This is a genomic window from Nonomuraea sp. NPDC049158 (genome assembly GCF_040648335.1).
Classification (GTDB): Bacteria; Actinomycetota; Actinomycetes; order Streptosporangiales; family Streptosporangiaceae; genus Nonomuraea.
Genome location: NZ_JBEZDM010000061.1, coordinates 21,830 through 44,929 on the forward strand (window position 1 = coordinate 21,830; position 23,100 = coordinate 44,929).

Sequence of the window (23,100 nt, forward strand, 5' to 3'; positions counted from 1 at the left end):
GGTCCGGGTACGCCACAGGGGCGCCTCGAGACTTCACCGGAGGGTTGTCATGTCCTCTTCCACAATGCTGTACGGCGGCGCCACCGGCCGCCGCGTCACCGTCCGCGACCTCATCGCGGCCAAGGAGCGCGGAGAGAGGTGGCCCATGGTCACCTCCTACGACGCGATGACGGCCCGGGTGTTCGACCAGGCGGGCATCCCGGTCCTGCTGGTCGGCGACTCCGCGGCCATGGTCGTCTACGGCTACGACTCCACGCTGCCCGTCACGGTCGACGACCTGCTGCCGCTGACGGCCGCCGTCGTCCGCGGCTCCGCGCGCGCCCTCGTGGTCGCCGACCTGCCGTTCGGCTCGTACCAGGGCTCACCCCAGCGGGCGCTGGAGACGGCGGCGCGTTTCATGAAGGAGGCCGGCGCGCACGCGGTCAAGCTGGAAGGCGGCCGGCGCGTCCTGCCGCAGGTCGAGCTGCTGGTCTCGGCGGGCATCCCGGTCATGGGGCACCTCGGCCTGACCCCGCAGTCGGTCAACGTCCTCGGCGGCTACCGCGTCCAGGGCCGCGGCCAGTCGGGCGACGAGCTCATGTCGGACGCCAAGGACCTCGAACGGGCGGGCGCCTTCTCGGTGGTGCTCGAATGCGTGCCCGCCGAGCTGGCCGAACGGGTCACCACCTCGCTCGCCATCCCGACGATCGGCATCGGCGCGGGACCGGCCACGGACGCCCAGGTGCTGGTGTGGCAGGACCTCATGGGGCTCACCCCGCGTCCGGCCAAGTTCGTCAAGCAGTACTCGGAGCTGGCCACGGAGATGGACCGCGCCGTCCGCGCCTACGCTGCCGACGTGACCTCGGGCGCCTTCCCGGAGGCCGGTCATTCGTACGAGTGACCAGTGACCGGCCACGGACAGGACCCTGGACACACCCCGACAAATAGGAAAAAGTTTATTGACTGCTTATAGTCCGGCCGGGTTGGGGTGCGCGTCATGCCTTTCGTGGGACGAGAGCACGAACTTCGGCAGCTGGCCGACGCCCTGAGCCGTCCCCCGCTCGTCCTCCTGATCGAGGGCGAGGCGGGCGTCGGCAAGACCCGGCTGCTGCACGAGCTGACCGGCCAGCCGATGCTCGTCGGGAGCTGCCACCCCATGCGGTTCCCGTACGGGCCGGTCGTGGAGGCGTTGCGGGACGTCCGCCCGCTGCGCGACCTCAACCCGATCACCGGGGCGTTACGCCCGTTCCTCCCGGAATGCGGCCATCTGCTGCCGCCCACCCCGCCCCCGATCCAGGACGCGATGGTGGAACGGCATCGGCTGTTCAGGGCGGTGCTGTCGCTGCTGGGCTCGCTGCGGCCGATCACGCTGGTGGTCGAGGACGTGCACTGGGTCGATCCGGGGACCAGGGAGCTGCTGGCGTTCCTGGCCCGCTGCCTGCCCGACGGGGTCAACCTGGTGGTCACGTACCGCACGGAGGACCTGGGCCATCCGGTGACCGAGCTGCTCGCGCACCTGCCACCGAGGATCGACCACGCCGAGATCGCGCTCGCCCCGCTCGCCACCGCCGAGACCGCCCTCCTGGTCAAGCACCTGCTGCCGGGCGCGGCCGACCTGTGGCCGCTCACCGGCGGCGTACCCCGCGCCATCGAGGAGCTGACCCGCATGCTGGCCGACGGCCAGGAGCCGGGCACGCCGCCCGCGCTGCGCGACGCCGTGCTGGTGAAGCTGGCCGCGCTGCCGCGCGCGGCGCGCCACATCGTGCAGGCGGCCTCCCAGGTCGAGCATCCGGTGTGCGAGGACGTGCTGACGGGCGTCGCGGGCGTGCCGCCGGAACAGGGCGAGCGCGGCCTCACCGAGGCGGTGCGGTGCGGCCTGCTGCGCGAGTGGGCACCCGGCAGGTACGGCCTGCGCCAGCCGCTGGTCAGGCAGGCCGTCTCGGAGACGATCACCCCGGCGGCGAGCCGGCGGCTCCGGCGCAGGCTCGCCGGCCCGGCCGCACCTCAGGGCACGCTGTCGCCGCGTGAGGAGGAGGTGGCCAGGCTGGCCGCGGACGGTCTCACCAACAAGGAGATCGCCGAGAGCCTGTTCCTGTCGCCGCGCACGGTGGAGGTGCACATCGCCAACGCGTTGCGCAAGCTCGGCCTCAGCTCACGCAGGCAGCTCAACGTCGGCACGACGTGAAACGCACTAAGTAGTCGCAATACGTGTCCTCCACGTATGGCCGCGAGCGCGCTTCTGCCTCATGTTTTCAGTGATCCCCGTCCAATACCCAGGAAGGGTTCACACCTGTCATGCGACCACGCACCCTGATGCTCGCATCGCTCGTCGGCGCGCTGGCTCTGTCCGCGGCGCCGCTCCCCGCCTCGGCCGCCGCGCCGGAGACCAGCACGTACATCGTGCAGCTCAACCCCAACGTCCGCGCCGGCACCCAAGCCGCCGCCCAGGACCAGGTCAGCAGGTACGGCGGGCACCTGATCGGCGTCTACGAGGACGCCTTCAGGGGCTACACCGCCACCCTGACCGCGGAGGCCGCCGAGAAGCTCCGGCAGACCCCGAACGTGCTCACCGTCGAGAAGGACGCCGTCGTCACGGCGTTCGCGCAGACGGTCCCGACGGGCGTCCGGCGGATCTTCGCCCCGTCCAACCCGAACCTGGACATCGACGGCGTCGACGACGTCCAGATCAACACGGACGTGGCCGTCGTGGACACCGGGGTGGACTACACCCATCCCGACCTGAACGTGGTGGCCCGGACCAACTGCGTGACCGGCGTCTGCGTGAACAACACGGGCACCGACGACAACGGCCACGGCTCGCACGTCGCGGGCATCATCGGCGCGCGCGACAACACCATCGGCTCCGTCGGCGTGGCCCCGGCCGCCCGCATCCACGCGGTGAAGGTGCTCAACGCGGCCGGCTCGGGCACCCTGTCGGCCATCGCCGCCGGCCTCAACTGGGTCGTGGCCCGCGCCTCGACCATCGAGGTCATCAACCTGAGCCTCGGCTGCAACGGGTGCACGAGCAGCGCGATCAGCACCGCGATCACGAACGCCACCAACGCCGGCATCGTGGTCGTCGTCGCGGCGGGCAACAACCACGCCAACGCCTCGTCGTTCTTCCCGGCCAACCACCCCGACGTGGTCACCGTCTCGGCGCTGACCGACAACGACGGGCTGGCGGGCGGCCTCGGCGGCAGCACGCTGTCGTGCCGCAGCGAGACCGACCAGGACGACACCTCGGCGTTCTACTCGAACTTCGGCGCCACGATCGAGATCACCGCACCCGGCACCTGCATCTACTCCACGTGGATGAACGGCGGCTACAACACGATCAGCGGCACCTCGATGGCCAGTCCGCACGTCGCGGGCGCGGCCGGCATCCTCACCTCGGGCGCCCGCAAGCCGACCACCCGGGCCGGGGCGCTGGCCGTGCGGAGCAAGCTGATCGCCACCGGCAACTCCAACTGGACCGACGACTCGGGCGACGGCGTCAAGGAGCCGCTGCTCGACGTACACGACGCGACGCAGTACTGACCGTTCCCCCTCACTGACCGTTCCCCCTCACTGACCGCTCCCCCTCACTGACCGCTCCCCCTCCAGGTGCCCGGCCCGCCGGGCGCCTGGAACGGCGGCGTCAGGCCAGCGTGGCGGGGTCGGTGTTAGAGCCGCACACCACCACCGCGACCCGCTCGCCGTCGGCGGGCACGTACGCCCCGGACAGCAGCGCGGCGTACGCGGCCGCTCCCGCGTGTTCGGTGGCCACCCGGTGCTCCTCCCAGAGGGTATGGCGGGCGGCCACGATCGCGTCGTCGGACACCAGCACGCTCTGGACGTCCGCCCGGGAGAGGACGTCGTAGGCCACGCCGCCGATCTGACTCGCGCCCAGCGCGTCCGCTCCCACACCGCTGACCTGCACCGGCACCGGATGGCCCGCCCGAAGCGCCTCGTGCAGGGTCGGGCACAGCACCGGCTCGACGGCGACGATCCGCGGCCCGCTCCCGACACCGATCGTGATGCCCGCGGCGAACCCGCCGCCTCCCACGGCCACCACCACCGTGTCCACCCCGCCCGTCTGCGCCATCAACTCCAGACCCGTGGTCCCCTGTCCCGCCACGACCTCCGGCTGGTCGTAGGCGTGCACCGTGAGCGCCCCGGTCTCCGCCGCCCGCTTGGCCGCCGCCTCCGCGGCCTCCGAGTAGATGGCCCCGACCTGGTTGGTCTCCGCGCCCAGCCGCCGCAGCCCGGCCACCTTCACCGGGCTGGTCACCTCCGGCACGAAGATCTCCGCCCGGACGCCCAGCGCCCTGGCGGCGTAGGCGACGGCGAGCCCGTGGTTGCCGCCGCTGGCCGCGATCACCCCGCTCGGCGGCAGCTCACCGGCCGACAGGATGCGATTGAACGCCCCCCGCACCTTGAACGACCCCGAGTGCTGCAGCTGCTCCAGCTTGAAGAACAGCCCGGGAGAGATCTCCAGCACCGGTGTACGCAGCACATGCCCGCCGATCCGCTCGGCCGCGCTCGTCACGTCCTCGTACGTCACCGTCATCGAGATCTCCCTCCGAAGCATTTAGGCATTTTCCTAATTCTTTTCCCTAAAGTCCCCAAGCCCTATGTCAACGCCTGGGAGATGTCCGCCCACAGATCCTCGGGGTGCTCGATGCCCACGGCGATGCGTACGGTGCCCTCGCTGACCCCGTGCCTGGCCAGCTCCTCGGCGCTGAGCCCGAGGTGCGACGTGGTCGCCGGGTGCATGACGAGCGTCTCGACACCGCCCAGCGAGGGAGCCAGCAGCGCCAGCTTGATCGAGGCCATGAACTTCTCCCCCGCGGCCCGGCCGCCGACCAGGTCGAAGGAGAACACGCCGCCGAAGTCGGGCAGGAGCTTGGCCGCCAGCTCGTACGACGGGTGCGACGGCAGCCCCGGCCAGTGCACGGCGGAGACCGCCGGATGCTCGGCGAGCCGGGTGGCGAGCAGACGGGTGTTGGCGCAGTGGCGTTCCATGCGCAGCGCCAGCGTCTGGATCCCGCGCAGCGTCAGCCACGCGGCGAACGGGTCCGCCGAGGCGCCCAGCTTGGTCGCGAAGCGCCACGCCTTCTTGTACAGCTCCTCGTCGGCGAACACCGCGATGCCGCCCACCACGTCGGTGTGCCCGGACAGGTACTTGGTCGTGGAGTGGACGACGATGTCGGCGCCCAGTTCGAGGGGACGGCACAGCATCGGCGAGGCGAAGGTGTTGTCCACGACGGACACGATGCCGAGCTCCCGGGCGACGGCGCACATCCCGGGCAGATCGGCGACCTGGGCGATCGGGTTGGCGATGGTCTCCAGGTAGACGAGCCTGGTCTCGGGGCGCACGGCGGCGCGCAGGGCGGCGGGGTCGTCCTCGGGCACGTAGGTGACCTCGACGCCGAACCTGGCGACCAGGTCGTTGATCATCCCGGCCGTCCCGCCGTACAGGGCCTTCTGGGCGATCAGGTGGTCGCCCGGCTTGAGCAGGCCCAGCAGCACGGTGTTGATCGCGCCCATGCCGGAGCCGGTGGCCAGGGCGGCGACTCCGCCCTCCAGGCCGGAGACGGCCAGCTCCAGCGCTCGGACGGTGGGGTTGCTGTAGCGCCCGTACACGAACGGGCCGTCGGGGCGGCCCATCGCGTCGGCCATGACCGCCGGGTCGTCGAAGACGAAGCCGGAGGTCTGGTAGATGGGCATCGTGATCGGACGGCTGTCCTCGATGGGTGGCTGGGGCAGATGCACGGCTCGGGTCTCGGGGTGCAGTTCGCTCATACAGCGAGAATGTCCCAAGATGTGGCCTTTTGTCAGATCCAATGATAGAGAATTGGTCCATGAATGGGGCCAATCTCGATGACCTCGTCGACCTGCTGGGCCGCTGGGCGTCCGGGCGCGGGCCTCTCTACCTGCTGCTCACGGGCCGCCTGCGGGCGCTCATCGACGACGGCGTACTGCCGCCCGGCGAGCAGTTGCCACCTGACCGGGCGCTGGCCAGGCGGCTGGCGGTCGGCCGGGGCACCGTCGTGGCCGCCTACGACCTGCTCCAGCAGGAGGGCCGCGTGGTGCGCCGCCAGGGCAGCGGCACCCGCGTCGCGGCGTGCGACCTGCCCTCGACCCGCGCCACGGACAGCGTCGTCGCCAACCCGCTGCTCCTGCACATCCTCCATCCCCCGGACGGCGTACAGCTGCTGACCTGCGCCGCCCCCGACGACCCGCCGCCCGAGCTGATCGAGGCGTACCAGGAGGCGGCCACCCGCCTGGCCGGCGTGCGCGACCTGGGTTACCAGCCCGCCGGGAACCCCGCCCTGCGCGAGGCCGTCGCCGCCTACTACCGCGAACGCGGCGTGCCCACCACCGCCGGGGAGATCCTCATCACGAACGGCGCGCAGCAGGCGCTGACGCTGCTGGCGGGCCTGCTGATCTCGCCGGGAGACACCGTGCTGACCGGGTCGCCGACGTACCCGGGCGCGCTGGAGGTGTTCAGGCACGCCGCCGCGGCCGTCCGCCCGGTGACGCTGGCCCCGGTCCCCGCCGAGGCGATGCGCGAACGGCCCGCCCTGGTGTACGCCGTGCCGACCGCCAGCAACCCGGCCGGTTCGATCATGGAATCGGCCGACCGGCGGCGCCTGGCCGCCCTCGCCGCCGAGTACGACGTGCCGGTGATCGACGACGAGGTCTGCGCGGAGCTCTGCTTCTCCGGCGAGATCCCGCCGCCGCTGGCCGCGTACGGGCCCTGTGAGCAGGTGATCACGATCGCCTCGCTGAGCAAGCTGGTCTGGGGCGGGCTGCGCGTGGGCTGGATCCGGGCGTCCGCGCCCCTGGTCTCGCGGCTGGCCCGGCTGCGGGCCGTACACGATCTGGGGGGCGAGATCCTCGGCCAGCTCGCCGCCGCCACGCTGCTGGGGCGGCTGGCGGAGATCAGGCGGGCACGCGTACAGACGCTGCGGGCGCGCCACGACCACCTCTGCGCCGAGCTGCGCGAACACCTGCCCTCGTGGGAGTTCGAGCCCGCGCGCGGCGGCCAGACGATCTGGGTACGGCTGCCGCGCGGCGAGGCCGACTCGTTCGCGCAGGTGGCGCTCAGGCACGGGGTGGCGGTGCCGCCGGGGCGCTCGTTCGACCCGCTCGGCGGGCATGCCGAGTACACGCGGCTGCACTTCCTGTTCCCGGAGGAGGAGCTGTCGCGGGCGGTCGCCGGTCTGGCGCGGGCCTGGCGCTCGTACGACGGCGCCCACGAACCCGCCGCCCGCCACACACTGATCGTCTGATCGTCCGAGTCCGCCGATCCCCCAGCCGGGCGGTCCGCTGATCCGCTTTCCGCTGAGTCCGCCGACAGCTGACAACGGCGTGGCCGGATCACCGCGTGCGGGAAAGTAGGCACATGAACGTGACGTTCGTGCTCGTGCACAGCCCGTCAGTGGGGCCTTCGACGTGGACTCCGGTGGCCGAGGCCCTGGGCCGCAGAGGTTATGCCGCCGTGGTGCCCGACCTGACCGGCGTGGCGCGGCGCGGCTCGCCGTACTGGCCGAAGGTGGTGGAGGCGGTGCGCGCAGCCGCCCCGGAGACGCCGATCGTGCTGGTCCCGCACAGCAACGCGGGGCTCTTCCTGCCGGTGATCAAGGAAGGGCTGGGCGATCGGGTGGTGTCGTGCGTGTTCGCCGACGCGCACATCCCGCCCCGTGACGGGCTGGTGCGGGCGGCGCAGGAGGCGTTCCTGCCGTTCCTGCGCGATCTGGCCGACGACGACGGCGTCCTGCCGCGCTGGACCGACTGGTGGAGCGACGACGACGTGGCCGCCATGCTGCCCGACCCGCGGGTGCGCGCCACAGTGGTCGAGGAGCAGCCACGCCTGCCGCTCGGCTACTACACCGAGCCCATTCCCGTGCCCGCCGGGTGGGACGCGGTCAGGTGCGCCTGTCTCTGGTACGGCCCGCCCTACGACAAGGTGGCCGAGGAGGCGCACGGGCGGGGCTGGCCCGTGCTGCGGACGCCCGGCGAGCACCTGCAGCAGGTCGTCGATCCCGAGGGGGTGACCGACGCGCTGCTGAAGCTCTCCCGGAAGTCGTGAATTCTTCACGGGCGCCGAACCACACCGCCCGAAATAGTCGTACATATGACAGCAATTCATGTGGAAGAGGTCAGGAAGCGCTACGGGGACTTCGCGGCGGTCAACGGCATCTCGTTCGAGGTGGCCGAGGGGGAGATCTTCGCCCTCCTGGGACGGAACGGCGCGGGCAAGACCACGGTGATCGAGCTGCTGGCCGGGTTCCAGCAGCCGGACGGGGGCGTCTGCCGGGTGCTCGGCCTCGACCCCGCACGGGACCGGGCGGCCGTCAGGCGGCGCACCGGCATCATGCTGCAGGACGCCGGGTTCTTCCCGGATCTGACCGTCGCCCAGACCGTCGACATCTGGCGTGACTTCACCGTCGCGCCGAGGCCCCGCGAGGAGGCGCTGGAACTGGCGGGCCTGCTGCCGAAGGCGGGCACCCGGGTGCGCCAGCTCTCCGGCGGCGAGAAGCGGCGGCTCGACCTGGCGCTGGCTCTGCTGGGCCGTCCCGAGGTCCTGTTCCTGGACGAGCCGACCACCGGGATGGACCCCGAGGCGCGCCGCAACACCTGGGAGGTCATCCGCGACCTGGCCGGGCAGGGCACCACGGTCCTGCTGACCACCCACTACCTGGACGAGGCGCAGCGGCTGGCCACCTCGATGGCGATCATGGACGGGGGCGAGATCATCGCGTCCGGCGGGATGGCGGAGACGCTCGCCGCGCGGAGCGGGCGGGTGGCGTTCCGGCTGCCGCCCGGGACGGCACCGGACGACCTGCCGCTCCCGGTGACCCTGGAGGGCGAGACGGCCGTGTGCCGGGCGGCCGACCCCGACCTGGCCGCGCAGACGCTGCTGAGCTGGGCGGCCGAACGCGGCCTGCGCCTGGCGGGCCTGGAGGTCCGCACCGCCACCCTCGAAGACCTCTTCCTCGACCTGTCCAGGAGTGCCCGATGAGCTATGCCGCGACCTACCGGCTCGGCACCAGGTTGTTCTGGCAGGACCGGGCCATGCTGCTGGCCTCGGTGGTCACGCCCGTGGGGCTGAGCGTCGGCCTGCCGGTGCTCATGCGGCACGTGACGGCCGACGGGGTGGCCGGCGCCACCCAGCTCTCCCACGGCATGACCTCGATCCTGCTGTCGCTCACCGCGTTCATGAACGTCGCCGTGGCGCTGACCACGCGCCGCGACCAGCTGGTGCTCAAGCGGCTGCGCGCCACCGTGCTGACCGACGGGCAGATCCTCTCCGGTCAGATCGCCAGCACCGCCACGCAGACCGTGGTCGTGACCGCGCTGTGCGCCGTGGCGGTGCGCCTGCTCGCCGACGTGCCGGTCCCCGCGAACCCGCTGGTGTACGCCGGGGCGGTCGTCGTGGGCGCGGTCGTCATGGCCACGCTCGGCGTCGCCTACACCGTGGTGATCCCGCGCGCCGAACTGGCCGCCGCCACCACGATGCCCATCTTCCTGGTGTCCGGGATCGCCTCCGGCGCGATGGGCCCGATCCGCGAGGTCCTGCCGGCCTGGGTGGGATCCGTACTCGACCTGCTGCCCACCTCCGCCGTCGTGCACGCCCTCAGGACCGGCGAGGTGGCGCTGCCCGCGCTGAACCTGGCCGTGTGGGCGGTCATCGGCGTCGTCGCGATCCGGCTCTGGTTCCGGTGGGAGCCCCGGCGGTCATAATAAGTCCGGACATGAACTCGTCCTCCGCGCAGCGGCTCGCCCGTGTCCTGATCACGGCCGTATCGGTCGCGTACTCGTTCATCGGGCTGGTCTACTTCGCCAGCGGCCCGCGCAACGGATTCGTGGCGAGCGCGGCCGTGATCGGCGTCGTCGTGACCCATTACCTGAACATGCGGGCGGGGCTGCGCGGCGAGCGGCCGCCGCTCTTCCCGCTGACGCTGGTGCTGCAGCTGCTCGCCACGTACGTGCCCGACTACCTGCTGCCCTCGGGCTGGTCGGCCGTGTCGGCGCCGATGCTGGCCGGGAGCCTGCTGGTCTTCCTGCCGCTGCGCTGGAGCGGTCCGCTGGTCGGCGCGATGACGCTGTGGGACGGCGGCTCGATCTTCGCCTGGTCCGCCAACCCGGTTTTAGCCCTCTTCTACGGTCTCTCCGTATCCACCACCGGCGCGATGATCTACGCCATGGTCCGGTTCGTCCGCGTGACCGTGGACCTCTCACACGCCAGGGCGGAGCTCGCCGAGGCCGCCGTACTCAAGGAACGGCTGCGCATCTCTCGTGACCTGCACGACGGGCTCGGCCGCAGCCTGACGGCGATCGCCCTCAAGGGCGACCTGGCCGCCCGCCTGATGGACCGCGACCCCGCTGAGGCTCGCGGTGAGGTGGATGAGCTGGTGCAGGTGGCCAGGGAGGCGGCTCAGGATGTACGGCGGGTGGCGCGGGGATACCGGGAGCTGTCGCTGGTGAGCGAGGTGGATCGGGCGGTGGCGCTGCTGGAGTCGTCGGGGGTGGCTTGCCAGGTGCATCTGGTGGACGCCACGCTGCCGGAGCGGTCGGAGGCGGCGCTGGCGTGGGGCGTGCGAGAGGCCGTCACCAACGTCCTGCGCCACAGCCGCGCCACCACCTGCACGATCAGCACGTCCCTGACGGAGGACCGGCTGCGGCTCGAAGTGGTCAACGACGGCGCCGATCACGATGGTCACGAGTCCGGCGGCGGGTTGACGGGACTGGCGGAGCGGGCCGCCCAGGCAGGCGGGACGGCCGAGGCCGCCGCGACGGGCACCGGCGGATTCCGCCTGAGCATGGAGGTGCCCGCGTGATCCGGGTACTGCTGGCCGAGGACATGCACATGATCAGAGCCGCCCTCACGGCCCTGCTTCGTCTGGAACCGGATATCGAGGTGGCCGCGGAGGTGACCCGGGGCGACGAGATCGTACCCGCCGCCCTGAAGGCCCGGCCCGACGTGGCGATCGTGGACATCGACCTGCCGGTGATCGACGGCATCACCGCCGCCGCCGAGCTCCGCGAACGGCTCCCGTCGTGCCGCATCCTGGTGCTCACGGCGATGGGCCAGCCCGGCCAGGTGCGTCGCGCGCTCGGGGCGGGCATCGAGGCGTTCCTGGTCAAGGACGCCCCCGGCCACCGCCTGGCCGACGCCATCAGGCGCACCGCCGCCGGGCTCCGCGTACTCGACGCCGAGCTGGTGGCCTCGGCGATGGAGTACGGCGAGAGCCCCCTCACCCCACGGGAGACCACCGTGCTGCGGGAGGCCGCCCGTGGCGCGTCGGCGGAGGAGATCGCCGCCCGTCTCCACCTGTCGGCGGGCACGGTGCGCAACCACCTGACGGGAGCGATCACGAAGACGGGCGCCCGCAACAAGATCGACGCCATCCGCATCGCGGAGGACGCGGGCTGGCTCCCTCTCCCTTGACGCTCTTTTGGCTCTTTTAGCGACGTCGGCTTTTAGCGCGTCGGCCCGTGACGGTCAGACGTCGGTGACGCGTACTCCGGCGTGGGCCTTGTAGCGGCGGTTGATGGAGATCAGGTTCGCCGTCAGGGCCTCGACCTGGAAGGCGTTGCGGAGCCGCCCGCCGTAGACGCCGCGCACGCCAGGGATGACCGACGCGAGCGCCTGCACCGTGTCGGTCGCCTCGCGATCGTCACCGAGCACCAGCACATCCAGATCGACCTTGTCCACGGCCGGATCCATCAGCACCACCGCCGACACGTGGTGGAACGCGGCCACCACCCGGCTGTCCGGCAGCACCGCGGCGGCCTGCTGGGCGGCGCTCCCCTCCTCGACGGGCAGCGCGTAGGCGCCCTGCTTGTCGAAGCCCAGCGGATTGACGCAGTCGACCACGATCTTCCCGGCCAACTCGGTACGCAGCGACTCCAGCAGCGCCTTGTGCCCGTCGTAGGGCACCGCCACGATCACCAGATCGGCCTCGGTGGCGACCACCGCGTTCTCAGCCCCTCGGGCGCCGGACCCGATCGAATCGGCCGCCTCCTGGGCACGAGCCTCGCTCCGCGAACCGATCAGCACCGGGTGCCCGGCCAACGCGAACCGCCGCGCCAGCCCCTTCCCCTGGTCTCCGGTCCCACCCAGAATCCCAATCGAAATGCCGTTCACAGTCATTCCGCATTCCTATCAGCCCGCATCACCTCCGAGCACGCCGGGCCCCAAGGGCGCAAGGCATGGTCCCTCATGAGGGCGCGCTTCGCGCGTGGTGATTTCGGGGCTGTTCTTCCCAGGGACCTGCCGGCCCCTTCGACCCCGGCCCTTGACCGTCTGGATGATCATCATTAGGCAACGGTGGCGCATGGAGAGCTGAGGGCGCAGCGATTCCGTAATAGGCGACCAGTCCAGCTGTCCCGGTCTCCTCAGCGAAGAAGAAACAAGCCCACAGCGACCTAAGGACTCGCACGTGGCCAGGGCCTACTAGGTTGTCCCGTTCTTCAACGACCGCTTTCCCCACGTTGTCCGGCCGGTTAGTTTCGATCATTAGATCTGGCATCTGATCGGACCTGCTCACGGGCGCGATTCATCCCGCCCGCGGCGCAGTCCACGCAGCGGAGGAACCCCCTGATGCGAGTTGCCCAACTATTAACCGCGACGGTCGCCGTCCTGGCCGGCCTGACCGGGTTGACCACCCCGGCCACGGCGCAGACCACACCCGCCGACACCGCCCAAACGCGGCCCATCGAGGTCCGCCGCAACCACCCGGACACGCGAGTGCCCGTAGTCGTGCGGAAGTCCGGCGAGGCCCTCATCGACCTGAACGCGTCCGCGCCAGGCACGGACTGGGCGAAGGCAGGCGCCGAATCGGCCGTCGTGTCCATCTCGGTCGACAACCGATATGTCGCCGACCTCGTGGTCTCCGGCGCCCAGCCCCTTCACCGCCAGCTCGCGCTGGGCCGACTCACCACAGGGGTACACCAGCTGCGCCTGCACTTCGCCGCCGAGCGCTCCGCCGCGACGAGCAGATCCATCGTGCTGGACACGCTGCGAGTCTCGACCTACGCCAAGGGCAGTCCCGAATACCTCGTGCTGCGGTACGCGCCCGTCGTCTATGGCCGCAACATTGCCGCCCTCGGCAACCCGTACCAGAACGCGACGACCGACACCCCGCTCATCGCCTGGCACGACTCGGCACCGGCCACCACCCCCGGTCACACGAAGCTCACGTACTCGGTGGTGTGGAGCAACGAGGACGGCGGCACGAACACCCCCGCGCTGATGGCCCGCTGGGGCCGCACGACCGACATCGAGTGGATCTACAGCGTCGAAGTCGACCAGAACGGCGACCGGGTCGCGGGCAGCGACACCTACCAGGCCCCCGACCACCAGACACTGCACTTCACCGGCCGGTACGAGAACGACCACGCCCTCCTGCAGACCTGTACGTCGAACAACAACATGTGCGACACCGTGGACGACCCGATGCGGTTCTTTCTGTCGTACCTGCCGACGCTGCCGGCCGACCAGGCCCGCGAGTACCTCATGGACGCCAACCCCTGGACCTACGAGATCATGGCCAAGGAAATGCTCCGCGAGGGCAAGATCGAGGCCCCCTCAGCCACCACACCGGCCACGCCCGAGGTGAGCGACCAGCGCAACTATCTGTACGCGGTGCTCAAGAAGACCACGCAGCCGGCCAACGCGGGCTCGTCATGGGTCGGCGTCTCGCTCGGCGTACGCCTCGTGACCGGCGAGACCGTCTATCTGTCAAACCACGTGGACCCGACCTGGTCCCTCCAGCGCGACGACCCGGCGGCGACCACAGTGGAGCTGCCCGCGGGCACGACGGCTGAGGACATCGCCGAGGTGACCGCCCACCGCGTCGTGGTCGGCACCGACACCGGCGCCACCGTGCACGTCACCGAGATCAAGCGCGGCTTCCTCCTCGGCCAGAACTACCTGCCCCAGGAGTCGTTCCTGACCTGGAACGGCGACGTCACCCTCAACAGCACCACCACCTCAGCCGTCCTCTGGCACCGCTGATCCCACTTGCGTGGCGGGCGCCGGACGGCGCCCGCCACGTCAGTAATGGGCGGTCGATGGGCTCCACGCCTCACCTCTTCAGTGGAGTAGCCCGAGCAGCAAGGCGTTCCACCGCGCATCCGCCTGCTTGGCAGGCCATCGATCGCTTTCGTCGACGATCCGCTTCTCCGGCCCGTTTCGGGTGCGGCGGATGAACCGCTGCCCGCCCGCCTGGCACAGTTCGTAGAAGGGGCTGCCGCACTCGCACGTCCACGTGACGACACACACTTCACGGCCGTGGTCACGTGGCACGTTCCACACCAGCTGCTCAGCATGCGACTGCGCCGGGCACGGATGCGGGCTGATGCAGTGCGGAGGAAACCACGCTGGATCATCCATCCAGGACACTCCAAAGCACCTCACTTTGTGCCCTCACCTCCTTACCGCACAGGCGGACGTACCGCTTTTCGTGGACATCGCCGCCCACACCACCCGCCGCTGGTAGCCCTCATCGCGTACGCCCCATCTCACCGGGACCGCTTCCACCAGCCACAGCCCTCGCCCACCACACTCCTCGGCGTCGGCCTCGTGCACCTCGGGAACGGTCACCGCCGACCCGTCGTCGATCACCTCGATGTAGGCCGTCACGGCGTTCAAGGAGGAGACCTCCACCGTGACGAACCCGCCGGGCTCGCCGGACGCGCTGTGTGACGTGGCATTCGTCACCAGCTCACTGACCACCAGCAGTACGTCGTCCACGTCCTCGTGCCCAGCCACCGCCAGGACCTCTCCCACACACCGGCGAGCCACCGACACCGAACGCTTCACCCCCGGCAACACGATCTCGGCCAGGAACAACCCGCTCATTGCGCAAGCTCCCAGATTCGATCGGACACGTTCACGTCAAGCGCGCCCACCTCTCCGCGTCGGCCTCGGCCGCTCGAAATGGCGATGAACAGCTCCCCGCCGTGCAGTAAACGAACCAGGGCGGGGACCCCCTTTTGACGCATAACACAGGCCGACCCCTCCAAGCAGAGGAATTCGTCTCGATCCCGAATGGGTCGAGTCCGGTTATGCCTCATCGCTCCAACCGCCCTTCACCCGCAGGAACCACTAGGGGCATTCGCGCCGTATGCGCACAATGCCCGAGTCTGTGAAATTGCACCTTTCGTACTGCACCTGCCGGCACTCGCCCAACAGGCTTAAACACTCTGGCCCATAGCCGTCCAGACGCGTCACGATGTCGTACGACCAGTTCAGGGGTTTGCCTCGCCGCAGCTCTACCGCCATGTGATCGCCCATGGCCAGGAGGAACGACCCGCATGAAGGAAGGAACCGCCCCCACCTATGGCGTAACGCCACATTAATCAAGTACGAATAGAACTGTGCCGATTGCACCATTTCACACATCCGCCCTTCCGCACGCAGTCATCATGGCGCCGCTCTGCGCTACCCGTCAATGCACTGTGCATCTTCTAAGCAATTGGAGCAACTGATGGGCTCGCCCATCGCCTACCTGGCACACTGGCCTCCATGCCATCGACCTATAGTCCGACAGTGAGATTGCGGCGACTTTCGCGTGAATTGCGCAGAATGCGAGAAGAAAAAGGATTGACCCCCGATGCCGCCGCCGCCCAACTCGGCTGGAGCCGAAGCAAGGTAAGCCGCATCGAAACCGGCCGTACCATGGCAAGTCGTTCCGACGTTGCCGCCGTCTGCGATCTGTACGGAGCCAATTCGTCAGAGCGCGCCGGCCTGATACAGCTCGCAAGCGAGGTACGCCAGCGTGGATGGTGGACCGCTTATGCCGACGTGTTCACCGGCTCCTACATCGGACTCGAAGACGAGGCGGCTCTGATCCGTCAGTGGGAAGTCCAGCTCATCCCAGGCCTCCTGCAAACGGAAGACTACGCTCGAACCGTCATCTCTATGCATCGCCCCGAGGGCGACGCACAGCGCCGCGTCATGGCGCGTATGGCGCGACGTACGCTGCTCAGTCAACCGAACGCGCCGAGCCTCAACGCCATCCTGGATGAAGCTGTCCTCCGTCGCCCGATCGGCGGCCGTCGAGTGATGCACGAACAACTGGAAGCGTTGCTGATAGCGGCAAGGCGGACCAATGTAACCATCCAGGTAATTCCCTACCAAGCAGGCGAACACGCCGGGCTGGAGGGAGCCTTCACCATCCTCAGCTTCTCCGACGAGAACGACCCCAACGTCGCCTATGTGGAGAGCACGGCCGGCGATATCTACATCGAAAGCACGGAGCAAGTCGAGCGTTGTACGCTCATATTCGAGCGGATCCGCGGTGCGGCCCTGTCCCCAGAGGACTCCCTGCGGCTCATCTCTCGAACCAAGGAGGACCTATCTCATGATTGATCTCTCACAGGCCGATTGGCACAAGAGCAGCCACAGTGGCAGCGGCAACAACTGCGTCGAGGTGGCTCACAACCTTCCGAACGTTGTCGCGGTTCGGGACAGCAAGGACCGCAGCGGACCGGCGCTGATCTTCACTCCCAGTGAGTGGCACGCCTTTCTGGCAGGCGCCAAGGACGGGGAGTTCGACCTGGCCTGAACCCGGCATGGGTTCAGGGAGCTCTGAGGTGATCGTCTGCGTCATGGGTAAGACGCGTTCGTAGCCGAGGATGAAGCCTTGATCATTGCGCCTGCTTTGTCTTGCATGAGGTGAGCGGAATGGGCACCATCGAGGCACTTCAGCCCGCATGGTCACCTGACCACAACGTGACCCGCCGCTTCGCAGCACTCCTCAGTCATGCCGCGCTGCGCCGCATCCGCCTCCACGATTTACGGCACTCGATGGAAGGTGGGGTATGGCTGAGGCGTGGACGGGCTCCGCAATGCCGCGTCGCCAGTTCGCCCCTAACCTACGCAACCTACGTAACGGCTCGTACCTGACGGCCAGGGTGGCGGCGTTGAGCCTGGAAGGTTGGATCCTGACGAGTCGATTACCTTTATTGATTCTCTCGAAAAATCGGAGGAAAGCGCCCGATGACGGTTTCCCGAGAGCCACGTGTCGCGTGGCGCAAGAGTAGCCACAGCACCAATGGCGGAGATTGCGTCGAAGTGACTTCGATCGCTCATGGCTCAGACGCCTCCCCCGGCATTACAGTTCTGATGCGCGACTCCAAAGACCCTGCTGGACCTAGGCTCGAATTTACTGATGCCGGGTTCCAGACTTTCGTGCAGGCAGTAAAAGACGGAGAGTTCGACGGTCTGATCTAGCCGCTGAGAGCCGTCTCACCACATCCTTGCATCCGCTGCCTGATTGGCCGGGAAGCAGACGGAACCTGAGCAGGGACGATCAACCACCCGGCCACGCGACCTGACGATGGGCGGGAGTGCGCATTCCGGGTGGCAAAAATATCACTGCAGTTCCACGCCGAGCCTGGCGAGATCATCGAGTTCGCCTGGGCCGAAGGTATGAAACTGCAAGTCGCCGGCGAAAGGATTGGCGCGGAGTAGGTGAACCGATCGCAGCCAAAAACCTGCGTCCGGATTCACCGGCGGTCGCTGGAGTCAACCTCCTCTATCTTGCTCCGGCCACAGCCGTTCTGGAGGCGTCCACATCGGAGGCCTTCCATCGTCACAGCCCCGGTGCGCTGATGATTAACATCGGGAGGCGTTCGGCAGATGCGCTGCGCGAGTCCTTTTTTGGAGTGATAACCGAAAAGGATGCCGAGCTCGCTCTGTGGAGAAAGATTCGGCGTCAAGCCGTTGGTTCCATGCGCAAGGGAGCATGAGTGGTCAATCCGCTCTCCAATGCCCGGCACGAATACAAGTACCACTACTACACCGAGGGGGCGATGCGCTTGGCGAGCCACGGCGTGCGGATGTTGGCGTGTGCGGGATGGAACGAGTACGAGTTCTCGTCGCAGTAGATCACTTTTCGCAGCAGCAGGCCTAGCCCGATGAGCGAGAGGAATCGTGCCGTTCTTCCGCCGCATCTTCGCTTACCTCGCCGATGGGTAGTGGACGGCCCTGAGCCTTGCCGGAGCATCCCCGGTAGGGCTTCCCAGCAAGCCCCATCAAAAGACTTTATAGCACTTACGCAAACGGGCCGGATACCCCCTCCCAAACAAATTCTTTTAGACCCGAAACGAACATGTATAGGAACTCCCCAAAAGAGGGAGCTATTATGGCGGGCCCGCTTGTCGATCCTAGAGGAGGGTAATAGCAGCCGTTACGGATTTCCCCCGGCTTGAGTAGGTATACCGGCGCTCCGACTGGAACAGGAACAGCGTATAGCGACCCACCACCGCCCGAACCGAGAGCCATGATCTCACTCATACCGGCTTCGAGCATCACAGCGCCCGGCTCTCTACTGCCGTGAACTGACACGATCCATGTGGGAGGGCCGATAAAGTAGCCATTCCGGAAGTCGGGTAGTGCAATGCGGGCGATCGCATAGAAGAATCTGCTTATCTCGAACGGAACTTTGAGCCAAACTCAGTCGCGAGGATTACAGCGTTTTCGCGAGTCGAGGCGGCCTCTATGACATTCTCACCTGGAGGATATCCATATGTTTCCTCGAAGGTTGAGAGGTGCTCACGCGCTAGGGCCTTGAGCCTCTCCCGGAGTTCTATCGCTTCCACTGTTATTTTCTCCACCAATGTCCATAGAATGTCTTATCTAGTGGCAGGCCTACCATGCGCACCCAGATTGAGCAACTGAGAGAGGTCTCCCACCTACCGAACATCACTCTACGAGTGATCGCTTTCAACATCGGGGCACATCCAGGCATGTACGGAAGCTTCGCGATCCTCCGCTTCCGAGAGGCTCGGGATGTCGCCTACATAGAGTCCGGGCCAAGTGACCTCTTCCTCGAAAGCCAGGAAGATATCGGAGGGTATAACGTAATGTTGGGGCACATCGTGATGAGGGCCGCCGATGCAGACACCACGGAAATGGTCTTGGCGCGTGCCCTCGAACAAGCGTGAGAGGAGGGATGGCATGGAAGACAAGGACCTGCTTGGTGCCAGTTGGCGGACGAGCAGTCTCAGTGGTGGCAACGGTCAGTGCGTAGAGGTTGCCTTTATCGGCCAGCATGTAGCCGTGCGAGATAGCAAGAACCCTGATGCGGCCGTGCTGATCTTCACCCCCGGCGAGTGGCGAGCCTTCACCGGCGGCGTCCACCTGAACGAATTTGAATTCCCTACCGACTGAGCAGCCGGACCACGACTGATCTCCTCACGGAGAACAATCCCTTCCCGGGACCTTCGAGAGCCCTCACCATTCCTGGTGAGGGCTCAAATGTGCGTTCGCCTGCAGCCTGGCGAACGCGTGGGGAACTGCCACTGCAAAGGGCCATATGTCGGGCTCAAGGAGCTGGCCCACGCGCCCGCTGCTGGTGCTGTCAACCGCTGATCGCAAGCGGCTCCTGCGCACCATCATCGAGGCCGTCACTGTCCATGGCGAATCCGGGCAGGTCACCTGGGCAGACAGACACACCACCACCGATGGCTTCGTCCGGTCGGCCCAAGACACGGCCCGAGCGCCACCCAGCTCAGCTAACGAATGGCGACTGCCGTATTACGCTAGTGATCATGAATCGCCTGAACTTCGATTTCGAGTACGCCAACGGCATCACCCATGCCCGGCTGATCGCCGAGTTCGGGCAGGACGTTATCGAACGCCACTGGGCTGGCCTCTACGAGCTCGACTATCCCGACGACCCGCAATACAACCCCTTGCTCCGCTACGGCGTTAACAACAACAACCGGGAGGAAGTTGCGGTCTATCTCGGTCTGGCCTGGGCGTTCACAGCCGGACAACATCGGTTCGCTGTCCCGACCTGGGCACGCGACGAGGCGATCCGTTACCTGGGGCGGCACGACTACGGCTTCATAACCTGGGAATATGAGATCGATGCCGAGCGGGCGGACTGGCCGACCCGCGACCATGGATTCGTCGTCCCCCGCGTCATGCTGCCCACTCGACCGGCTCCCACCGACTGGCAACGTGCACATCGACACGAGGCCGGACTTTTCGCTGCCCGCGACCTGCGTGAACTGACGGCCCTTACCACCAGCACGCTGATGGACGTCGACGGCAACGTGAACCTTTTCGGCCTCGCTGACGCTGACCGCAAGAACGGGCTGCTTGAGTCACTGCGCGGACAGTCGCAACCCGAACTGGCGACCCTGCTCGCACCAGGTGACGTCTTCGTCGACATCACCATCGGCTGCGACCTGGGAACCTACGACTCCCTCCTCGTCGTTGCCACCGGCGACCATCGGCATACCTGGCAAGCGATCATCGACGAGTACCGACGTCGCATCCACGCCTACGAGAAGGCCATCGACTCCTTGCATACCTTTAACGACCTCTGCTTGGCGTTAGCCGCGCTGCAGAGCTCAGTCAACGACAACACCGAATAGCACCCAAGCAATCTCCGCTGAACTACGTCGCTGGGGTGATCCGCCGGCATCGCAAGACGATCGGGTCGGCCTGGCGGCTGCTCAACGCGGGTCAGCAGGCATTGCTGGTGCTGGTCTACCTGCGCAAGGGCGAGACGTTCACCGAGCGCGGAGCCGGTTTTGGGCTGTCGACCGCGACCGCGTGGCGGTATGTGGAGGAGACGATCGCGCTGCTGTCGGCCCGGTCGCCCAAGCTCGGCCAGGCGCTGCGCAAGGCCAAGCGGGACGGGCTGCACTACCTGGTGCTGGACGGCACGCTGATCCACACTGACCGGATCAAGGCCGACCGGCCGTACTTCTCCGGCAAGCACCGCGTGCATGGCATGAACGTGCAGGTCCTCGCCTCACCGAACGGGACGATCCTGTGGACCTCCGGAGCGTTACCGGGCAAGGCCCACGACCTGAGCGCCGCCCGCATCTGGGGCATCCTGCGCGCCCTCGAGGAAGCGGGCTTGGCCACCCGCTCACGCAGCGCGCAATACACGCCGCGCATGACGTGATCTCGCGTATACCTTCTCGTCTCGCTCACCGCGCCCGACCCATCCGGTAGTACTGAACCGGCGCTACTTTGTCGAGGCTACTCCCACCCTCCTTGGTGATCCCCGAGTCAGGCTGCCTCCAGCTTTACCCCGCCGCTACGACGGCGAAGAAACGGATGGTCTTCCACCTCCATCCGGAAATAACCGCGCCTCGTGGCGCACTTGTACTCGTCACACAGTCTTGATCACGAGCGGCTGCTCTCGTTGTTCCCGCTTCCGGTCACAAGATCGCATCGGCCTATCGCGCATTCATGCTGGTCACGCCGTGAATAGCGACTGCCGTATTAGCGGGGCTCACCTATCCGTACAGCTTCTCAGCGCCCAGGATCAGGTCAGGACCTCAAGCGAAACCGTTGCGATTGCAGCGATCACGTCGAACTGTACCGGTCCCTCTACCCTAAGCCAGAGCAACGGCGGCAAGGAAGTTGAGCGTACGAGGTCAAGAGAGATACCGTCGGGCCAAGGCGCATTCTCAGGTCCCAGCACCGTTGCCATCACCTGATCCAGCGGCCCGGCTCCGGGCCCGGGAGTCCTACCAATGGAGAAGAAATACAAATCTCGAAAGGCGAGCATAATATCCGGCTTCTCGGGCCCCCAGCGGAGACCGATCTCAAGAGCATCAACGTCATCGACTTGCGCCAAAGAGAGTCGATCCACGACGTACCCCTCGCAGCGCGGCGCAACCTTGAGGAACTGATCAAATGCGCTCATTGTACTACGAACTCCCCCGTTGAATGCCCAGTTGCGACCTTTCCGTCCGGGCCGTATCTGACACTGTAGTTCTTTTGGTTCGGACCAGGATCAATCTTCGGTCCGATCCTTTGAACTTCTCCGTTCGGCCGGATCCAAAGCACACTCCCGTCTGAATGGTCGTACCTCCGGTATCCACCCTTGGTCTCCGACTTAAAGGTAAAGCCACGGCTGTAGATCTCCTGCTCGGCTTCAGCGAGAGATTTCCCGTGAAGGTTTGGCAGGGTTGCAACGCTACAGGGCCCATTGCTGTTGTGGACGAGGACCGGGGTGGCAGCTGCGAGCACATAGTACGCGTGGATGTCGTCGATTGTCAGGTTGTACATGTACTGCGCGCCGGCGAAGGCTCGCACCTTGACGATTGTGACGCGGCCACCACGGGGTGTCCGGAGGGTATCCGCGGGATGCAAGTCAGCGGCATCGACCCAGGTCTTTTTGGTGGCGTTCCAGAAGGGGTGGTGCTGGGTCGTGTGGATGGTGGCGTGGCCATCGGCGGTCGGGATGGTGATGTCGGCCAGGTCGGTGTCGCGGTTGCGGTGGAGTGCTGTGACCTTCTTGGCGCCGCTTTTGCCCGTCTCGGGGTCGTCGGCGAGCACTTTGTCGCCGACCTTGATCTCTTCTATTCGTTTTTTGGTGCCGTTGGCCATGAGGACGTAGGTGCCAGCCGCGAAGCTATCGAGACACTTGCGAAGTGCCTTGACGCCCTTAGTGCCGACCGCGACTTCAGCCTCTTTAACGGCTGTCTTTGCTCCAGCGCGCGCTGCGGCACGAACCAACGCCGCGCCGATGCCTTTAACGACTCCGCCTATGCCGGTTACAGCCCCGATGATGTTCGATACGTCATCGTTTTCTTCGACCCGACCCTCGTCGCATTTGTTGTGACCCTTGCATGGAACCTGCGACTTCATGGCGTCGTCTTCCCGCTGCTGCCGAATCTTGTCTGCAGCCAGAGCGTCGCGGGTTCGATTGCGCTCGTTTGCGGTTGCCTGCTTGTGCAGCCGCTTTCTTTCTTTCCTTTCGAGCTTGATCTCCCATGTCTTCTTTTTCTGGCCGCTGGGCTTGTGTGTTTTAGAGAAGGTTTTGTCGGATTTGGCGTTTCCGGTGTCGACGCGGCGACCGTCGGGGTCGGATTGGGTGATGGGGTCGTTGGCGGCGTAGCTGTAGGGGTTGGCCCATTCGGGGGTGCGTAGGTCGAGTTCGGGGTCGGTGGAGATGAATTTGGCGATGGCGGGGTCGTAGTAGCGGGCGCCGAGGTAGTCCAGGCCGGTGGCGGCGTCTTCGATCTTGCCGAGGAAGCCTCGGTCGGTGAACAGGGCCGAAGCGTTCTCAGGTCGTGAGACCGAGTAGGTGCATGCCATCGGCTGGGTGGCTGCGGTAGTAGTCGGCGGCGGAGGCGATGTTGGTC

23 protein-coding genes and 1 pseudogene are annotated in these 23,100 nt (G+C 67.1%); 17 read left to right on the plus strand and 7 right to left on the minus strand.

The window, feature by feature from the left end; translation table 11 throughout:
* The first annotated feature begins 49 nt into the window (after positions 1-49).
* The 3 genes from panB to AB0B61_RS54885 all read left to right on the plus strand — a co-directional run bounded on the left by panB (position 50) and on the right by AB0B61_RS54885 (position 3,516).
* Entirely contained in the window at positions 50-880 is an 831-nt protein-coding gene (gene panB, locus AB0B61_RS54875; protein ID WP_358449850.1) for a 3-methyl-2-oxobutanoate hydroxymethyltransferase, read from the plus strand.
* Between the two features lie 96 nt (positions 881-976).
* Positions 977-2,164: an AAA family ATPase gene (locus AB0B61_RS54880; protein ID WP_358449852.1), complete on the plus strand. Its 1,188-nt coding sequence runs from the start codon at positions 977-979 to the stop codon at positions 2,162-2,164.
* A 110-nt stretch (positions 2,165-2,274) separates the two neighbouring features.
* Positions 2,275-3,516 carry a S8 family peptidase gene (locus AB0B61_RS54885; protein ID WP_358449854.1) on the plus strand — a complete coding sequence of 414 codons (1,242 nt, stop codon included), beginning with the start codon at positions 2,275-2,277 and terminating at the stop codon, positions 3,514-3,516.
* 100 nt (positions 3,517-3,616) lie between these two features.
* On the opposite strand, the gene AB0B61_RS54890 is transcribed toward AB0B61_RS54885, so the two are convergent.
* Together AB0B61_RS54890 and AB0B61_RS54895 are read right to left on the minus strand one after the other, a co-directional pair.
* The gene (locus AB0B61_RS54890) at positions 3,617-4,528 is read right to left on the minus strand and encodes a serine/threonine dehydratase (RefSeq protein WP_358449856.1); all 912 of its coding nucleotides are present in this window, start codon (positions 4,526-4,528) and stop codon (positions 3,617-3,619) included.
* Positions 4,529-4,590: 62 nt separating this feature from the next.
* Positions 4,591-5,763 (minus strand): aminotransferase class I/II-fold pyridoxal phosphate-dependent enzyme, encoded by a 1,173-nt coding sequence (locus AB0B61_RS54895; RefSeq protein WP_358449858.1) that lies wholly within the window; start codon positions 5,761-5,763, stop codon positions 4,591-4,593.
* Positions 5,764-5,822: 59 nt separating this feature from the next.
* On the opposite strand from AB0B61_RS54895, the gene AB0B61_RS54900 reads away from it, so the two are divergent.
* The 6 genes from AB0B61_RS54900 (at position 5,823) to AB0B61_RS54925 (ending at position 11,419) form a co-directional block, all read left to right on the plus strand.
* The gene (locus AB0B61_RS54900) at positions 5,823-7,256 is read left to right on the plus strand and encodes a PLP-dependent aminotransferase family protein (protein ID WP_358449860.1); all 1,434 of its coding nucleotides are present in this window, start codon (positions 5,823-5,825) and stop codon (positions 7,254-7,256) included.
* Positions 7,257-7,369: 113 nt separating this feature from the next.
* Positions 7,370-8,056, plus strand: a complete 687-nt coding sequence (locus tag AB0B61_RS54905) for an alpha/beta hydrolase (protein ID WP_358449862.1) — start codon at positions 7,370-7,372, stop codon at positions 8,054-8,056.
* 45 nt (positions 8,057-8,101) lie between these two features.
* On the plus strand, positions 8,102-8,989 hold the full coding sequence (locus AB0B61_RS54910; RefSeq protein WP_358449864.1) for an ABC transporter ATP-binding protein: 888 nt from the start codon (positions 8,102-8,104) through the stop codon (positions 8,987-8,989).
* Positions 8,986-9,711, plus strand: a complete 726-nt coding sequence (locus tag AB0B61_RS54915) for an ABC transporter permease (protein WP_358449866.1) — start codon at positions 8,986-8,988, stop codon at positions 9,709-9,711. The genes AB0B61_RS54910 and AB0B61_RS54915 overlap by 4 nt, the downstream gene beginning before the upstream one ends.
* A gap of 11 nt (positions 9,712-9,722) precedes the next feature.
* Entirely contained in the window at positions 9,723-10,808 is a 1,086-nt protein-coding gene (locus AB0B61_RS54920; RefSeq protein WP_358449868.1) for a histidine kinase, read from the plus strand.
* Positions 10,805-11,419: a response regulator transcription factor gene (locus AB0B61_RS54925; RefSeq protein WP_358449870.1), complete on the plus strand. Its 615-nt coding sequence runs from the start codon at positions 10,805-10,807 to the stop codon at positions 11,417-11,419. Before AB0B61_RS54920 ends, AB0B61_RS54925 begins: the two co-directional genes overlap by 4 nt.
* Positions 11,420-11,473: 54 nt before the next feature.
* On the opposite strand, the gene npdG is transcribed toward AB0B61_RS54925, so the two are convergent.
* Positions 11,474-12,124, minus strand: a complete 651-nt coding sequence (gene npdG, locus AB0B61_RS54930; protein ID WP_358449872.1) for an NADPH-dependent F420 reductase — start codon at positions 12,122-12,124, stop codon at positions 11,474-11,476.
* Between the two features lie 450 nt (positions 12,125-12,574).
* On the opposite strand from npdG, the gene AB0B61_RS54935 reads away from it, so the two are divergent.
* Positions 12,575-13,990, plus strand: a complete 1,416-nt coding sequence (locus tag AB0B61_RS54935) for a hypothetical protein (protein WP_358449874.1) — start codon at positions 12,575-12,577, stop codon at positions 13,988-13,990.
* 78 nt (positions 13,991-14,068) lie between these two features.
* On the opposite strand, the gene AB0B61_RS54940 is transcribed toward AB0B61_RS54935, so the two are convergent.
* Positions 14,069-14,368, minus strand: coding sequence for a hypothetical protein (locus AB0B61_RS54940; protein WP_358204990.1), 300 nt, complete (start codon positions 14,366-14,368; stop codon positions 14,069-14,071).
* 33 nt (positions 14,369-14,401) lie between these two features.
* A complete protein-coding gene (locus tag AB0B61_RS54945) occupies positions 14,402-14,836 on the minus strand; it encodes an ATP-binding protein (RefSeq protein ID WP_358449876.1) in 435 nt (144 codons plus the stop codon).
* A gap of 666 nt (positions 14,837-15,502) precedes the next feature.
* On the opposite strand from AB0B61_RS54945, the gene AB0B61_RS54950 reads away from it, so the two are divergent.
* From AB0B61_RS54950 to AB0B61_RS54980, 7 genes and pseudogenes are all read left to right on the plus strand, one after another.
* Positions 15,503-16,348 (plus strand): helix-turn-helix transcriptional regulator, encoded by an 846-nt coding sequence (locus tag AB0B61_RS54950; protein ID WP_358449877.1) that lies wholly within the window; start codon positions 15,503-15,505, stop codon positions 16,346-16,348.
* Positions 16,341-16,544: a DUF397 domain-containing protein gene (locus tag AB0B61_RS54955; protein WP_358204969.1), complete on the plus strand. Its 204-nt coding sequence runs from the start codon at positions 16,341-16,343 to the stop codon at positions 16,542-16,544. The genes AB0B61_RS54950 and AB0B61_RS54955 overlap by 8 nt, the downstream gene beginning before the upstream one ends.
* Positions 16,545-16,978: 434 nt before the next feature.
* Positions 16,979-17,212, plus strand: coding sequence for a DUF397 domain-containing protein (locus AB0B61_RS54960; RefSeq protein WP_358204965.1), 234 nt, complete (start codon positions 16,979-16,981; stop codon positions 17,210-17,212).
* Between the two features lie 1,424 nt (positions 17,213-18,636).
* Positions 18,637-18,927 (plus strand): Scr1 family TA system antitoxin-like transcriptional regulator, encoded by a 291-nt coding sequence (locus tag AB0B61_RS54965; RefSeq protein WP_358204960.1) that lies wholly within the window; start codon positions 18,637-18,639, stop codon positions 18,925-18,927.
* Positions 18,928-18,940: 13 nt separating this feature from the next.
* The gene (locus tag AB0B61_RS54970) at positions 18,941-19,153 is read left to right on the plus strand and encodes a DUF397 domain-containing protein (RefSeq protein WP_358204945.1); all 213 of its coding nucleotides are present in this window, start codon (positions 18,941-18,943) and stop codon (positions 19,151-19,153) included.
* A 380-nt stretch (positions 19,154-19,533) separates the two neighbouring features.
* Positions 19,534-20,367: a hypothetical protein gene (locus AB0B61_RS54975; RefSeq protein WP_358204934.1), complete on the plus strand. Its 834-nt coding sequence runs from the start codon at positions 19,534-19,536 to the stop codon at positions 20,365-20,367.
* Positions 20,364-20,861, plus strand: a pseudogene (locus AB0B61_RS54980) (transposase family protein); the annotation flags it as partial. The gene AB0B61_RS54975 and the pseudogene AB0B61_RS54980, both read left to right, overlap by 4 nt.
* 411 nt (positions 20,862-21,272) lie before the next feature.
* Here the strand turns inward: AB0B61_RS54980 and AB0B61_RS54985 are convergent.
* Both AB0B61_RS54985 and AB0B61_RS54990 read right to left on the minus strand, forming a co-directional pair.
* Positions 21,273-21,656: a hypothetical protein gene (locus AB0B61_RS54985; RefSeq protein WP_357961394.1), complete on the minus strand. Its 384-nt coding sequence runs from the start codon at positions 21,654-21,656 to the stop codon at positions 21,273-21,275.
* Positions 21,653-23,100, minus strand: a 1,448-nt coding sequence (locus tag AB0B61_RS54990; protein ID WP_358449878.1) for a polymorphic toxin-type HINT domain-containing protein, incomplete at its 5' end; no start/stop codon positions are given. The genes AB0B61_RS54990 and AB0B61_RS54985, both read right to left, overlap by 4 nt.